15 protein-coding genes are annotated in these 14,167 nt (G+C 73.0%); 7 read left to right on the plus strand and 8 right to left on the minus strand.

Annotation, left to right across the window (positions count from 1 at the left end; genetic code table 11):
• Nucleotides 1–39: 39 nt before the first annotated feature.
• The 4 genes from ACFWVE_RS25855 to ACFWVE_RS25870 form a co-directional block, all read right to left on the minus strand.
• Entirely contained in the window at nucleotides 40–669 is a 630-nt protein-coding gene (locus ACFWVE_RS25855) for a cytochrome b/b6 domain-containing protein (protein WP_384018454.1), read from the minus strand.
• Nucleotides 653–1,342 carry a molybdopterin-dependent oxidoreductase gene (locus ACFWVE_RS25860; RefSeq protein WP_384018546.1) on the minus strand — a complete coding sequence of 230 codons (690 nt, stop codon included), beginning with the start codon at nucleotides 1,340–1,342 and terminating at the stop codon, nucleotides 653–655. The genes ACFWVE_RS25855 and ACFWVE_RS25860 overlap by 17 nt, the downstream gene beginning before the upstream one ends.
• A 256-nt stretch (nucleotides 1,343–1,598) precedes the next feature.
• Nucleotides 1,599–3,140, minus strand: coding sequence for an APC family permease (locus tag ACFWVE_RS25865; protein WP_384018457.1), 1,542 nt, complete (start codon nucleotides 3,138–3,140; stop codon nucleotides 1,599–1,601).
• Nucleotides 3,141–3,247: 107 nt separating this feature from the next.
• Complete coding sequence (locus ACFWVE_RS25870) at nucleotides 3,248–4,198, minus strand: hypothetical protein (protein WP_384018460.1); 951 nt, start codon at nucleotides 4,196–4,198, stop codon at nucleotides 3,248–3,250.
• A 246-nt stretch (nucleotides 4,199–4,444) separates the two neighbouring features.
• Between ACFWVE_RS25870 and ACFWVE_RS25875 the strand changes: the two genes are divergently transcribed.
• From ACFWVE_RS25875 to ACFWVE_RS25885, 3 genes are all read left to right on the plus strand, one after another.
• Complete coding sequence (locus tag ACFWVE_RS25875; RefSeq protein WP_384018462.1) at nucleotides 4,445–4,975, plus strand: NUDIX hydrolase; 531 nt, start codon at nucleotides 4,445–4,447, stop codon at nucleotides 4,973–4,975.
• Between the two features lie 61 nt (nucleotides 4,976–5,036).
• Complete coding sequence (locus ACFWVE_RS25880; protein WP_384018465.1) at nucleotides 5,037–5,429, plus strand: YidH family protein; 393 nt, start codon at nucleotides 5,037–5,039, stop codon at nucleotides 5,427–5,429.
• Complete coding sequence (locus ACFWVE_RS25885; RefSeq protein ID WP_384018549.1) at nucleotides 5,426–5,761, plus strand: DUF202 domain-containing protein; 336 nt, start codon at nucleotides 5,426–5,428, stop codon at nucleotides 5,759–5,761. Before ACFWVE_RS25880 ends, ACFWVE_RS25885 begins: the two co-directional genes overlap by 4 nt.
• Nucleotides 5,762–5,860: 99 nt before the next feature.
• Here ACFWVE_RS25885 and ACFWVE_RS25890 read toward each other — a convergent pair whose 3' ends face one another.
• The gene (locus ACFWVE_RS25890; protein WP_384018468.1) at nucleotides 5,861–6,811 is read right to left on the minus strand and encodes an NADP-dependent oxidoreductase; all 951 of its coding nucleotides are present in this window, start codon (nucleotides 6,809–6,811) and stop codon (nucleotides 5,861–5,863) included.
• Nucleotides 6,812–6,986: 175 nt separating this feature from the next.
• Here ACFWVE_RS25890 and ACFWVE_RS25895 point away from each other — a divergent pair, with 175 nt between their 5' ends.
• Both ACFWVE_RS25895 and ACFWVE_RS25900 read left to right on the plus strand, forming a co-directional pair.
• Entirely contained in the window at nucleotides 6,987–8,033 is a 1,047-nt protein-coding gene (locus ACFWVE_RS25895) for a phosphotransferase family protein (RefSeq protein ID WP_384018471.1), read from the plus strand.
• A gap of 3 nt (nucleotides 8,034–8,036) precedes the next feature.
• Entirely contained in the window at nucleotides 8,037–9,251 is a 1,215-nt protein-coding gene (locus ACFWVE_RS25900; RefSeq protein WP_384018474.1) for an acyl-CoA dehydrogenase family protein, read from the plus strand.
• Between the two features lie 53 nt (nucleotides 9,252–9,304).
• On the opposite strand, the gene ACFWVE_RS25905 is transcribed toward ACFWVE_RS25900, so the two are convergent.
• Entirely contained in the window at nucleotides 9,305–9,898 is a 594-nt protein-coding gene (locus ACFWVE_RS25905) for a TetR/AcrR family transcriptional regulator (protein WP_384018477.1), read from the minus strand.
• A gap of 186 nt (nucleotides 9,899–10,084) precedes the next feature.
• A complete protein-coding gene (locus tag ACFWVE_RS25910) occupies nucleotides 10,085–10,858 on the minus strand; it encodes an SDR family oxidoreductase (RefSeq protein WP_384018480.1) in 774 nt (257 codons plus the stop codon).
• A gap of 243 nt (nucleotides 10,859–11,101) precedes the next feature.
• Here ACFWVE_RS25910 and ACFWVE_RS25915 point away from each other — a divergent pair, with 243 nt between their 5' ends.
• Together ACFWVE_RS25915 and ACFWVE_RS25920 are read left to right on the plus strand one after the other, a co-directional pair.
• Nucleotides 11,102–12,397 (plus strand): exo-beta-N-acetylmuramidase NamZ domain-containing protein, encoded by a 1,296-nt coding sequence (locus ACFWVE_RS25915; RefSeq protein WP_384018483.1) that lies wholly within the window; start codon nucleotides 11,102–11,104, stop codon nucleotides 12,395–12,397.
• A 576-nt stretch (nucleotides 12,398–12,973) separates the two neighbouring features.
• Nucleotides 12,974–13,576, plus strand: a complete 603-nt coding sequence (locus ACFWVE_RS25920; RefSeq protein ID WP_384018486.1) for a hypothetical protein — start codon at nucleotides 12,974–12,976, stop codon at nucleotides 13,574–13,576.
• Nucleotides 13,577–13,615: 39 nt separating this feature from the next.
• On the opposite strand, the gene soxR is transcribed toward ACFWVE_RS25920, so the two are convergent.
• A complete protein-coding gene (soxR, locus tag ACFWVE_RS25925) occupies nucleotides 13,616–14,131 on the minus strand; it encodes a redox-sensitive transcriptional activator SoxR (RefSeq protein WP_384018489.1) in 516 nt (171 codons plus the stop codon).
• Nucleotides 14,132–14,167 lie beyond the last annotated feature (36 nt).

A 14,167-nucleotide genomic window follows, 5' to 3' on the forward strand; every position in this document is an offset into this window, starting at 1 on the left:
GCCCACGCGGTGCCGCGGTCGCGGCCGTTCGCCCTGTGCTCAGGGCCGCCACAGCGGATGCTCGCGCTGTGCCCAGTCGCGGTCGACGGCGCCGGTGCGCATGCCCCGCCGGGCCTCCGGGTCGGCCAGGGCCATGCCGACATGGCCGGCGAGGACGATGCCGAGGGTGAGGGCCAGCCAGTCGTGGACGAAGGTCGCGCCGGTGCGCCACACCAGCGGGGTGAGGTGGGTGAACCACATCATCAGACCGGTGCCGAGCATCACCAGCGTGGCACCGGCGATCCAGGCCGCGTAGATCTTCTGTCCGGCGTTGAACTTTCCGGCCGGCCGCTGCGAGGGGCGTCCGTCGCGGCGCAGCGCGGCCCGCAGCCACGTGCGGTCGTGCGGGCCGAAGCGGTTCAGGCGGCCCAGGTCGGCGCGGAAGGCCCGGGAGAGCAGTGCGGCCAGGACCGGGACCGGCAGCGCGAGCCCGGACCACCGGTGGACGGTGACCACCAGGGCGCGGCGCCCGACCAGCTGGGCGAGCTGGGGGACGTACAGGCAGGCGGCGGTGAACACGCAGAGGCCCATCAGCGCGGCCGTGCTGCGGTGCGCCCACCGCGCGGCGCGGGTGAAGCGCGGGACGCCGGTGGCGACGGCGGTGGGCGGCAGGTCAGTCCGTGGGTTCATCGTCGCGTCCGTTCGAGCGGCCGACCCAGGCGTCGGTGTCGTAGCCTCGCCGCTCCCAGTAGCCGGGTTCGACGTCTTCGGTGACGGTGATGCCGGAGAGCCACTTGGCCGACTTGTAGAAGTACATGGGGGCGACGTAGAGGCGGACCGGGCCGCCGTGGGCGTGGCCGAGGTCCTCGTCCTGCATGCGCAGGGCGACCAGGACGTCCGCCCGGCGGGCCTGGGCGAGGGTGAGGCTCTCCGAGTAGGCGCCGTCGAAGCAGGTGAAGCGCACCGCGCCGGCCGTGGCGCGCACGCCCGCCGCGTCCAGGAGGCGGGACAGGCGTACCCCCTCGAACGGTGTGCGGGGCACCCGCCAGCCGGTGACGCACTGGACGTCACGGACCATGCGGGTCTGCGGCAGGGCCGACAGGCCGGCCAGGGTGTAGGAGGTGGGACGGTCGACCAGGCCGTCGACGGTGAGGCGGTAGGTCTCGGCGTCCTTCCGCGGGACGGAGGAGGTGACGGAGTAGTAGCGGAAGCCGCCGCCGTTCGGGAGCAGTCCGGTCAGGCCGGTGGGGTCCTTGTCGGAGGCTCCGGCGAGGAAGGACTCCAGTCCGCGCTGGAGTACGGGGGCGGCGGCCACGCCGAGGGCGCCGAGTCCGAGGGTGCCCAGGAGGATCCGGCGGCCGATGGGCCGGCCCCGGCCGTCGGGTGCCGCCTCGTCGGGCGGTGTGCGTGCTGCGGGCCGTTCCCGGTCGTCCGGCCGGTCGTGCGCCGTGGGCCGTTCGTGGTCTTCCGGACGGTCACGTGCTTCCGGTTGTTCGGAGTTCACCGTGCCATTCGAACACCCGCGTCCCCGGTGGGGCCAGGGTTCGCGGGTGCCCGTCAGACTTCCGTAAGCCGCCCGGCCGCGTGGGCCGCCCGCCCCGTCCGTACGCCGGTGTGGGCTACGGCGTGCGCTCGGCCTCCTTGTCCAGCTGGAACGCCTCGTTGCCGAGCCCGATACGGGCGTGCGTCCCGGGGGCGCGGGAACGCAGGACCAGGCCCTGGGCCAGGCCGGCGACGAGGGCCAGCCCGATGACGCCGGGCAGCAGCAGGCTCAGGGCGGAGTCGGGGCCGGCGCCGACGAGCACGTCGAAGTCCTTGACGGTGTAGCCGGCGATCACGGCCAGGGCGAGGCCGGACAGCGCCGAGGTGACCAGCCGCCAGGCCTGGGCGCCCGCGGCACCGCGGCGGACGAAGAAGACGACGACGGACAGCGAGGCGATCGCCATCAGGACGATCACGCCGAGGGCGCCGACGTTGCCGAACCAGGTGAACAGATGCAGGACGGGCGCGGTCGGGTCGCCGGCCGGCTTGTCGTCGGTGAGCGCGAAGGCGAGGACGAGCACCGCGGCGATGCCCGTCTGGAGCAGCGAGCCGGTGCCGGGGGCGCCGCTGGTGCCGGTGGTGCGGCCGAAGGCGGCGGGCAGCAGGCCCTCGCGGCCCATGGCGAAGGCGTACCGGGCGACGACGTTGTGGAAGCTGAGCATCGCGGCGAACATGCCGGTGACGAAGAGGACGTGCAGGACGTCCGTGAAGGTGCCGCCGAGCCGGGACTCGGTGAGGAAGAACAGCAGTCCCGCGCTCTGCTCCTGCGAGGTGGCGACGATGCCGGCGGGGCCGGTGGCGACGGTGAGGGCCCAGCTGCTGAACGCGAAGAACACGGCGACGCCGGTGACGGCCAGGAACATCACGCGCGGCACCAGGACGTGCGGCCTGCTGGTCTCCTCCGCGTACACCGGGGCCTGTTCGAAGCCGAGGAAGGCCGCGATGCAGAAGCACAGGGCGGTGCCGACGCCGGCGCCGGTGAGGGTGTCCGGGTCGAAGGCGTGCAGCGACAGCCCTTCCCCGCCCGGGTCGGCGATGGCGGCGATGTCGAAGACGACGACCAGGAGCACCTCGACGACCAGCAGGACGCCGAGCACGCGCGCGTTGACGTCGATCTTCAGCCAGCCCAGCGCGCCGACGGCGGCCAGGGCCACCAGCGACGGTATCCACCAGGCGACCTCGAGGCCGGCGTAGGTGGCGAAGAGCCCGGAGACCTCGAAGCCGAAGATGCCGTAGATGCCGACCTGGAGGGCGTTGTAGGCGACCAGCGCGACCATCGCGGCGCCCGCGCCGGCGGTGCCGCCGAGGCCGCGGGAGATGTACGCGTAGAAGGCGCCGGCGTTGTGGACGTGCCGGCTCATCTCGGCGTAGCCGAGGCTGAAGAGCACCAGCACGACGCCGAGGAGGACGAAGAGCAGCGGCTGCCCGACGATGCCCATCACCGCGAATGTGGTGGGCATGACACCCGCGACCACCATGAGAGGGGCGGTCGCGGCGAGCACGGAGAGCAGCAGACCGCCCGTGCCGAGCCGGTCCGCACGCAGGGCGCGCTCCCGTCCCTTGAAGGTGCTGATGCCGTCCGCCGCGGATCTGCTCGTGCGCGAACTGTCCGTCGTCATCGGGAGAACCGTCCTTGCGTCGGGAGTGGTTGCCTGTGCTGGATGGGGCGTGGTGGAGGGAGCGGGCCGGGTGGTTCCCGAGTGGTCCGCGGGGGTCGTGCAGGGGGTCATCCGGTGCCGAGGGCGGCGGCCCGTGCGGTGCGGAAGGCGGTGAGCGGGTCGCGGTCGGGGTACGACCAGGGGACCGGGGTGACCTTGTCGCCGATCCGGTGGAACAGGGCGGCGGCCTCGGCGCCCCGGCCCTCGCAGACCTTGGCGTGGGCGAGGAAGTTCAGGTCGATCAGGCGGCGCGGATGGTCCTCGTGCTCCCACTCCAGCCACCAGTCGAAGGCGGCCTTCATCACCTGCCGGGCCCGGCGGCCCACCCAGTGTCCGGAGGCTGCCGGGTCGACGCGCTCGTGCCCGGCGGCGGCGAGGGCGCGGTAGCGCTCGGCGTGCGCGATGACCGGCAGGATCGCCAGGGGCGAGTCCGCGGGTGCCTGCTCCGCGGACCAGTTGGCGAAGTCGTAGACCTCGTGCAGCGGGTCCGGGCCCGCCTCCACACGGCGTTCGGCGAGCCAGGCGACCACCAGATGGTGGGCGTGGTGGTGGTCCGCGTGCCGGGAGCGGATCTGCTCGAAGACACGGACCGCGTCTCCCCCGGCGCCCCGGGCGCACTCCAGCAGGAGCAGACCGAGCCAGGGAGTGGGGTCGGCGGGCAGCGCGGCGGCCGCCAGGTGGCAGGCCTCGCGCGCGCGGGCGGGCTTGTCCTTGCCGCGCAGGGCGCGCCGCACCCGGGCCAGGGCGAGCAGGACGGCCCCGTCCCCGGAGTCGGGTTCGGCGAGCAGCCAGTCATGGGCCCAGGCGGCGCAGGAGGGCTCCCGGGCGAGCACCGTGATCCGGTGGCCGCGGCGGTCCCAGTCGTCCCCCGTGCGCACCAGCAGCGAGCGGCTGTTCTGCCACCGGCCCTGCGCCAGCGCGGCTCTCGCGGCGACGAGTTCGCCGTCGTCGAGGGCCTCGTCGAAGGCCTGTGCCGCCCGTCTGCGGGCACGGCCGAGGGGAGGCGGGGGTGGGGACACCGCGGACTTCCTCACGCGCTCTTCCGGTGGCTCGGCCCATGGCGGGTGGTCGGCCCGTACGGCAGTGGTCGGCTGCCGTCAGCCATGGGCTGATCACGGACAGCAAACAGCCGGCCGACAGTTGGCGTCAAGGGCGCCCGAGGCATTACACGCGTCAACAGGCTTCGCAGACACATCACTTGCCCTACGGCAGGCCCCGGGGACCCGCGTGGACGGGCTCGGCGCGGGCCCTGCTTCGATGGATGCATGACTGCTGCCGACCGTCCCGCGCCCGCCGCCGACGAGATCCTCGACATCGTGGACGAGAACGACCGGGTGACCGGCCGGGCCCCACGCGGTGAGGCCTACGCGCGAGGGCTGCGGCACCGGTGCGCGTTCATCCTGGTCAGGGACGCCGAGGACCGGATCTTCGTACACCGGCGCACGGCGACCAAGCTCGTCCACCCCTCCCTGTACGACATGTTCGTCGGCGGGGTCGTGGGCGCCGGCGAGAGCTACGCCGAGGCGGCCCTGCGGGAGGCCGAGGAGGAGCTGGGCGTGTCCGGGCTGCCGCAGCCCGCGTTCCTCTTCACGTTCCTCTACGACGACGGCGGCGGACGGAGCTGGTGGTCGGCGGTCCACGAGGTCCGCTGCGACCTGCCGGTGGAGCCCCAGGCCGAGGAAGTGGCCTGGCACACCTTCCTGACCGAGCCGGAGCTGGAGCGCCGCCTGGGCGAATGGGCGTGGACTCCGGACGGCCTGGAAGCATACGAACGCCTCAAGGCCCACCGCGGATAACCGCACCGCCGGGCCCCGCACCCGTCACGCTCCCGTCCGGGCGTGCCGGTAGGGTCGCAGAGTGATCGACTTCATACGGAACGTCCGGTTGTGGTTCGCGCCCCAGGACGTGCGGCAGGAGGGCGACACGCCCGACTACCGGTTCTCCCTGGCGAACGAGCGCACGTTCCTGGCCTGGCTGCGGACCGCGCTCGCGCTGGTCGGCGGCGGCTTCGCCGTGGACCAGTTCCTGCCGGACCTGCGCTGGGGCTGGCGGGTCGGGCTCGCGCTGGCGCTGCTCGCCGCGGGGGTGCTGTGCGCGCTGCGCGCGGTCAACCACTGGGTGCGCTGCGAGCGGGCCATGCGGCGCGGCGAGGACCTGCCGGTGTCCCGGTTCCCGGTGCTGCTCAGTCTCGTCGTCGCCGTCGTCGCGCTGGCGATGGTCGTCGTGGTGCTCGCCGGGTGGGACGGGTGACCGGGCCGGCCGGGGTGCGGGCGGACCGGGACCCCGGACTGCAGCCCGAGCGGACCCGGCTCGCCTGGCGCCGTACGACCCTGGCGTGCACGGTCGCATCCGTGCTGGCGGTACGGACCGCGCTGCACGGCGTGGTGTCGGCCGTCGGGGTGGTCCTGTGCGCGCTGTGCTGCGCCTGCTGGCTGGGGTTCCTCCTGGTCGCCCACCGCCGGATCCGCACCCTGGCGGGCACCGCCGCCCCGGCCGCCCCCGCCTCGCGGCACCTCACCACGGCGGTGCTCTGCGCCACGGCCCTGGCCGTGTGCGGGGCGGCCCTCGTCCTCCAGAGCTGACGACGTACCCGGCGGACGGGGTGGCCGGCCCGACGGCCTACCGGCCTCCTCCGCCACCCCGTCCGCCGCCACCCCGTCCGCCGTCCACCCGTTGGCCGTCTACTCGTCCCCCGTCACGACCTGCTCGTCCACCGTCACGACGATCTTTCCCCTGGTCCGGCCCTCCTGGTTGAGGCGGTGGGCGTCCGCCGCGCGTTCCAGCGGGAACGTCTCGGAGACGTGCACGCTCACGACGCCCTGTTCCGCCAGTTCGGACAGGTGCCCGAGGTCCTGCGGGTCGGGTCGCACGAACCAGTAGCTGCCGCCGTACTCCACGACGGCGGGGTCGGTGATCGACGCGAGCCTGCCCCCGGACGCCAGGGCGGCGGCGGAGGCCCTCAGGTCGTCACCGCCGACCGAGTCGAACACGGCGTCCACGCCGCCCGGGGCGAGCCCTCGCAGCCGCTCGGCGAGGCCGTCGCCGTAGGCCACCGGTTCCCCGCCCAGGCTTCGGACGAAGTCGTGGTTGCGCTCGCTCGCCGTACCGACGACGCGGGCGCCGAGGTGCGTGGCGAGCTGGACCGCGACGGAGCCGACGCCGCCGGCCGCGGCGTGCACCAGGACCGTCTCGCCCCGCTTCACCCGAAGGACCCTGTGCAGCACCTGATAGGCGGTGAGTCCCACGAGAGGCAGTCCGGCGGCCTCCTCGAAGGAGAGGTTCCGCGGCTTGCGCGCGAGGGCGCGCACCGGGGCGGCCACGTACTCGGCGAAGGTGCCGCGGGAGAGGAAGTCCTCGCGCACGTAGCCGATGACCTCGTCGCCGGCGGCGAACTCGGGGACGGCGGCGCCCGGTCGTACCACCACGCCCGAGACGTCCCAGCCCGGAATGACGGGGAACACCGGGCTCAGGATCTGGTCGAGGTGGCCCTCGCGGCACTTCCAGTCGACGGGGTTGACGGCCGCCGCCCGCACCTTCACGAGCACGGAGTCGGGGCCCACCCCGGGCTCCGGCACCTCCGTGAGTTCGAGTACCTCGGGGCCGCCGTACTGTGCATAGCTGATCGCCTTCATGGGCCCGACCTTTCGCCGTTGTCCCCCGCGGCGCAAGTGGATGACCCGATCACGTCCGGGGTGTGACCCGGTCACTCCACTCGTGGCCCCGATCACGTTTCACCCCCGCCCTGGACGGCATACCGACTGGTCGGCATCATATGTCGGGTACTGTCACCGGCCCGTAGGAGCGAGTATGAGCCCCGACCACCCGCCCGGACTGGATCTCGACCGGCTGGGCGCGCTGCTCGCCCGGGAGCGGCCCGGTCTGGTGAACGGCCCGCTCTCCGGCCGGCTGATCGAGGGCGGCCGGTCGAACCTCACGTACACGGTCTCCGACGGCACCGCCAAGTGGGTGGTACGGCGTCCTCCGCTCGGGCACGTCCTGGCCACCGCGCACGACATGAAGCGCGAGCACCGGGTGATCAGCGCGCTGCACGCCACCCCCGTCCCGGTACCCCGCACGGTCCTGCTGTGCGAGGACGAGGAGGTGCTGGGGTCGCCCTTCTACGTCATGGAGTTCGTCGAGGGCACCCCGTACCGGACGGCGGACCAGCTGGCGCCGCTCGGCCCGGAGCGCACCCGGCAGGCGGTGCTCGGCCTGGTGGACACGCTGGTCGACCTGCACGCCGTGGACCCCGACGCGGTGGGTCTGGCGGGCTTCGGCCGCCCCGAGGGCTTCCTGGACCGGCAGCTGCGACGCTGGGGCAAGCAACTGGACGCCTCCCGCAACCGGGAGCTGGCCGGGATCGACGAACTGCACGCCGCGCTCGGCCGGGAGCTGCCCCGCTCCCCCGCACCGGCCGTGGTGCACGGCGACTACCGCCTGGACAACGTCCTGATCGCGAGCTCCGACGGGGGCGCCGACTCGATCCGGGCGGTCCTCGACTGGGAGATGTCCACGCTCGGCGATCCGCTGACCGACCTCGGCCTGCTGGTGATGTACGGCATGCCGCTGGGCATGCCCGAGTCCCCGGTCTCCACGACCGCCGAGGCCCCCGGGCATCCGTCGCCCGCCGAGCTGATCGAGCGCTACGCCGCCCGTTCGGGCCGCGACGTCTCCGCGGTCTCCTGGTACACCGCGTTCGCCTGGTTCAAGCTCGCGGTGATCCTCGAGGGCATCCACTACCGCTACACGCTGGGGCAGACCGTCGGCCCCGGCTTCGACCGCATCGGCGAACTCGTCCCCGTTTTCATCGAACACGGTCTGACCACGCTTCGCGAAGGCCTCCGGAAGGGCTGACCCATGGACTTCACGTTCGACGCGCGCACCGAGGAACTGCGGGCCAGGCTCCTCGCCTTCATGGACGAGCACGTCCACCCCGCCGAGCAGGTCGTCGACGAGCAGCGCGCCGCGCTGGACTCGCCGTGGGCGAACGCCCCCGTGGTGGAGGAGCTCAAGGCCGAGGCGCGCAGACAGGGCCTGTGGAACCTGTTCCTGCCCGACTCCGCGTACGGTGCCGGGCTCACCAACCTCCAGTACGCGCCGCTCGCCGAGATCATGGGCCGCTCCCCGCAGCTGGCGCCCACGGCGACGAACTGCGCGGCGCCCGACACCGGCAACATGGAGGTGCTGGCGCAGTTCGGTGACGAACAGCAGAAGAAGCAGTGGCTGGAGCCGCTGCTGGCGGGTGAGATCCGCTCGGCGTTCGCGATGACCGAGCCGGACGTGGCCTCCTCGGACGCCACCAACATCACCACGCGGATCGAGCGGGACGGCGATGCGTACGTCGTCACCGGCCGCAAGTGGTACATCTCCGGGGCGATGCACCCGGACTGCAGGATCTTCATCGTGATGGGCAAGACCGACCCGGGCGGGGCGGACGTCCGGCGTCAGCAGTCCATGATCCTGGTGCCGCGCGACACCCCGGGCGTCACGATCAAGCGTGCCATGCGGGTGTTCGGCTACGAGGACCACTATCACGGCGGCCATGCCGAGATGGTCTTCGACCAGGCGCGCGTGCCGGTGGCGAACCTGATCGGCGAGGAGGGCGGCGGCTTCGCCATCGCCCAGGCACGGCTCGGTCCCGGCCGGATCCACCACTGCATGCGGCTGATCGGCATGGCCGAGCGGGCGATCGAGCTGATGTGCCGGCGGGCCGTGTCCCGTGACGCCTTCGGCAAGGCGCTGGCCCAGCAGGGTGTCGTGCAGAACTGGATCGCGGACGCGCGGGTCGCCGTCGAACAGCTGCGCCTGCTGGTGCTGAAGACGGCCTGGATGATGGACACCGTCGGCAACCGGGGCGCGCACACCGAGATCCAGGCCATCAAGATCGCCACTCCGCGCACGGTCGTCGGCATCCTCGACCGGGCCATCCAGCTCTACGGAGCGGGCGGGGTCAGTCAGGACCACCCGCTGGCCGAGCTGTACGCCGCCGCGCGGACGCTGATGATCGCCGACGGCCCGGACGAGGTGCACCAGCGGTCGCTGGCCCGGCGGGAGATCAAGAAGTACCGGTAGGAGGTGCGGGCCCGGGGCCCGCGGGCCCGGGCCCCGGTGGGTCCTGCCGCGCCTCAGGGGCGCAGGGCGCGCAGCAGCAGGTCGGCGAGGTGGTCGGCGACCTGCTGCGGGGTGAGGGGGCCGTCGGGGCGGTACCAGGTCGACAGGTGGTGGATCGAGCCGAAGTGGTAGTCCACCACCAGGTCGGCCGGGGTCGCCGTGGAGAACACGCCGGCCGCCTGGCCCTCCTCGACCAGCGCGCGGAAGCGCTCGTGGTAGCGGCGGCGCTCGGCCCGTACCTGCTTGTTCTTCTCCGGGCTCAGGTGGTGCATGGAGCGGAAGAAGATGGACGCGTCGTCGAGGTTCTCGATCGTCGTGACCACGACGTCGGCCGCCGCGCCCCGCAGTCGCTCGTCGATCGGCTCGTCGGCGTTCGCGTAGGCGTCCAGACGCTCCTGCTGGACGCGCAGCACGCGCGCGTAGATCTCGTGCAGCAGGTCGTCCTTGGAGCCGAAGTAGTGGTAGAGCGCACCCTTGGTGACTCCGGCCGCCTCGACGATCTCCTGCACCGAAGTACGGTCGTAGCCCTGCTCGGCGAAGAGCCGGGTGGCGGCGGCCAGGAGCCGCTGCGGCACCGGGGGCCCGTCGCCGTCCGTCGTCCTGGGCACTTCCGCCACCTGCCTTCCGTGTCGCTGCCGGTCGTCGTCACACACTGCCGGCACCGCCGGCAGCCGGGGACGCGGTCCGTCCCCGACGGGGATCTTCCCACCCCCCGGTCCCGGCGCGTCGGGCAGGATCGCATCGCGGTACGCGGGGCCTCACCGCGTACCGGCGTCATCCGGTGTCGCCCGGCATCACCTGGTGGACTCCCAGTGCCGCTGGATGCGGTTCATGCCGCCGAGCCAGCGCTCCGGGTCGGCGGCGCGGGCCTGGTAGTACTCGGCGACCTCGGGGTGCGGCAGGATCAGGAAGCGGTCCTCGTCGATGCCGTGGAACAGGGCGTCGGCCACGTCCTCCGGCTCGATCGCGGTCGGCCCGAGGACCAGGTCGCCCGCGCTGCCGCTGGCGGTGAGCATGTCGGTGCGCACGCCCTGCGGGCAGATCGCGTGGACCTTCACCCCACGGTGGCGGTACGTCAGCGACAGCCACTCGGCGAAGGCGTAGGCGCCGTGCTTGGTGACGCTGTAGGGGGCCGTGCCGATCATGGTGAGCAGTCCGGCGGCGGAGACGGTGGAGACGAAGCGGCCGCTGCCGCGCTCCAGCCAGTCCGGGAGCAGCGCGTGTGCCGCGCGGACGTGGGCCATGACGTTGACGTCCCAGGAGAGCGCCCAGCCCTGCTCGTCGAGCGGTCCGCCCGGTTCCCCGCCGTCGCGGCCGACGCCGGCGTTGGCGCAGTAGACGTCGACCGTGCCGCCGAGCGCGTCCCGGGCGTCGGGGACGACGGACGAGGCGTCGCCCGGGACGGCGATGCCCCCGATCTCGTCGGCGACGGCCTTGGCGCGGTCGGCGTCCAGGTCGTTGACGACGACCTGGGCCCCCTGGCCGGCGAAGCGGCGGGCGAGTGCCGCCCCGATGCCGCCCCCGGCTCCCGTGACGACCACCTTCGCACCCTGTACGGCTTCCATCATCGGCTCCTTCGGCGCGGCTGCCCGGTTGTTCCTCGACCACGTGACCGCATGACCACCGGCCGTCCTGATCGCTCGGCCACGTCGTCATGTGACGCGACGCGTCGCGTCAGACTAACCGGTCGGTATGTCGGGTGGAAGAGAAAGAGAAGAGGCGAACGACGGCGGTCCGGCTCGTTCCCCGGGCGGTTCACGCGCGTTAACGTGCGTGGGCATGACATCGGGAGCGATCGCGGAGGTCACAGCATGAGACTGTCCAGACGGAGCCTGCTCGCCACCACCACAGCCACCCTCGCGGCCGCCGCCGCGACCCCCACGGCCGCCGCGGCGGCCACCCGGGGACAGGCTGAAGGACCCGCAGAATCCGGGCGGGCGGCCCCGGTGGCCGGGGGCCGCGGCCTGCGCACCGGCTTCGAGCAGCTCGCCGCCGACGGGTACGCGGCGCTCGACGGGGAGCGGGTCGGCGTGGTCACCAACCCGACGGGCATCACCCGGGAGGTGCGGCACATCGTCGACGTCATGCACGCCGACGACCGCGTGGACCTGACCGCCGTGTTCGGCCCCGAGCACGGCTTCCGGGGCACCGCGCAGGCGGGCGGCTCCGAGGGCCGCTACGACGACCCGGCGACCGGGCTGCCCGTCTACGACACGTACCTGAAGAGCGGCCGGCCGCTCGCCGACATCTTCACCGCGTCGGGCGTCGACACGGTCGTCTTCGACATCCAGGACGCGGGCGCCCGCTTCTACACGTACATCTGGACGCTGTACGACTGCATGGAGGCGGCGCAGCTCGCGGGCAAGCGGTTCGTGGTCCTCGACCGGCCGAACCCGGTGACCGGGCGGGCCGCCCTGGGGCCCGTGCTGCACCCGCGGTTCGCCACGTTCGTCGGGCGGCAGCCGATCGCGCAGGCGCACGGAATGACGGTGGCGGAGCTGGCGCGGCTGTTCAACGCCGAGTTCCTGACCGAGCCGGTGCGGCTGGAGACGGTACGGATGTCGGGCTGGCGGCGGTCCGACTTCTACGACGCCTCCGGGCTGCCCTGGGTACCGCCCAGCCCCAACATGCCGACGCCCGAGACGGCCCTGGTGTACGCGGGGACGTGTCTGTTCGAGGGCACCAACCTGTCCGAGGGGCGCGGGACGACCCGGCCGTTCGAGCTCCTGGGCGCGGAGGGGATCGACGGGCGCTGGGCGGCCGGGGCGAACGGGCTGGGTCTGGCGGGCGTGCGCTTCCGTGAGGCGTACTTCGCACCGGCGTTCTCCAAGTTCCAGGGGAGGACGGTCGGGGGTGTGCAGCTCCATGTGCACGACCGGGAGGCGTTCGATCCGGTGCGTACGGGGGTGGGGCTGCTGGTGAGCGCGAGGCGGACGTGGAGCGGGTTCGCCTGGCGCCCGGATCACTGGATCGACAGGCTCACCGGTTCCGAGCAGGTGCGCACGATGATCGACGCGGGCGCGGACACGGACGAGGTGGTGGCCGGCTGGCGGGAGGAACTGGCGGCGTTCCGGCGAACGCGGAGGGAGTACCTGCTGTACCGCTGAGCCCGCCTCGGGCGCCGGCGCCCCGGGCAGCGGCCGACCGCCGCTGTCCGGGGCGCCGGCGTCTGCCGGCCGTCCGCCTCTGCCACCTGCGCGGATACCGTCCCGGCGGGTTCTTCGGGGACAGCGGGGCGATCGGGGACGCGATCGGCGCGCATAACGTCGCCGTCTTCAGGAACCCGTGGAGACGGCGGGGAGTTCTCTGTCCGTCGAGGGTGGTGCACGCGGTACACCGCGACACGTGGCTCCCTCGACGGGAACCGGACTGTCGGGACGTTCTCGCCGTGCAGGGGAACGGGCCGCCCCGGGCAACCGCCCCGGGCAGCCGCCGAGGACCGGGGGCGGCGAGGGAGACGACCACGGACATGACCATGGAACGGACCACGGGGATGCCGTGGGAGAGCACAACTGAATCATGGGTCACGGGAGTTGACCCACAGTCCCGCGTGACCGGCCGGGGGAGGCCACCGAAAAAGGATGGAGCCGATTCGCTTGTCGATACGTCTATTCGACGACGTCCGTTCGACGACGCCGAAGTGACCGGATTAACAGGTGCAGGTGTGACGGAGGTGCACGACGATGGCCGGTTTCCGAAGTCTGGCGAGACAGGTCCGAGATCCGCGGTCCGATCTGGCGCTGCGGCGCTATTCGCTGCGCAAGTGCCTTGAGCGGTTCGCTCCGTACGGGCACAGGGCGACCTGGGACCATCTGTGCGCGCGTGCGGGATTCGACCCCGAGGACCGCTCCGTCGACCCGGCGCGGCTCGTGGCCGCACTGGACGAGCTGGAGGAGGCCCGCGCGGTCTGGCTGGGCTACGAGGTGGAGTTCGCCGAGCGCCGCAGGAAGGAGAAGCACGGCGGCCTGCGCAGGCCGGGCAGTGTGGACGACTGGCACCGGCTGACCTGGGGCGGTTTCGGCGTGGCCTGGTGCGACGACCCGCGGGTGCATCCGCGGGAACCGCTGGCCGAGGTGCTGCGGCGGCTGATCGCCGCGCTGGAGCGCGACCCGGGTGGCGCATGCCCCGTGTGCCGGGGGGAACGGCTCAGGTGGCGGTACGGCCTGGACCACGAGCCGTCGGCGGGACCGGTCTGCGCGGACTGCGGAATCCTGGTGCCGCGCCCCGTTCTGACGACCGAGGCGCTGGCGGACGCCAGGCGGTCGAAGCTGCTGGTGTCGGCCTGAGAGGCGTGGGGGCGCGCCGGGGATGCCGCGCCCCCACTGTCACGCGGTGCCGGTGTCGGCCTGCGGGGTGCCGGCCCGCGGGGTGCCGGGCCCGGCGGGGCGCTCCCCGGTCAGCAGCCGGGAGCCCGTCAGACGGTCACCGAAGACGTCGTCGGGGTTGGACAGGACACAGGAGTCGAGCGACAGGCAACCGCAGCCGATGCAGTCGGTGAGGTGGTCGCGCAGCCGGTTGAGCTGTTTGATGCGCTCGTCCAGCTCCGCGCGCCACGCCTCGGAGAGGCGGGCCCAGTCGTCCCGCGTGGGAGTGCGCTCCTGAGGCAGCTCGGCGAGCGCCCCGCGGATGGTGGCGAGCGGGATGCCGACCCGCTGGGCGGCCCGGATGAAGGCGACCCGGCGCAGGGTGTCACGGCTGTAGCGGCGCTGGTTGCCCGAGGTCCGCCGGCTGCTGATCAGCCCCTTGGACTCGTAGAAGTGCAGGGTCGAGACGGCGGCGCCGCTGCGCGCGGCGAGCCGCCCGACCGTGAGCTCGTGGATCTTCTCCGGAATCTGAGGCACGCCTCGAAGGCTACCCACCCCGGCGTGGCGGCCGGT

It is taken from the genome of Streptomyces sp. NPDC058632, from assembly GCF_042717095.1.
Lineage (GTDB): Bacteria > Actinomycetota > Actinomycetes > Streptomycetales > Streptomycetaceae > Streptomyces.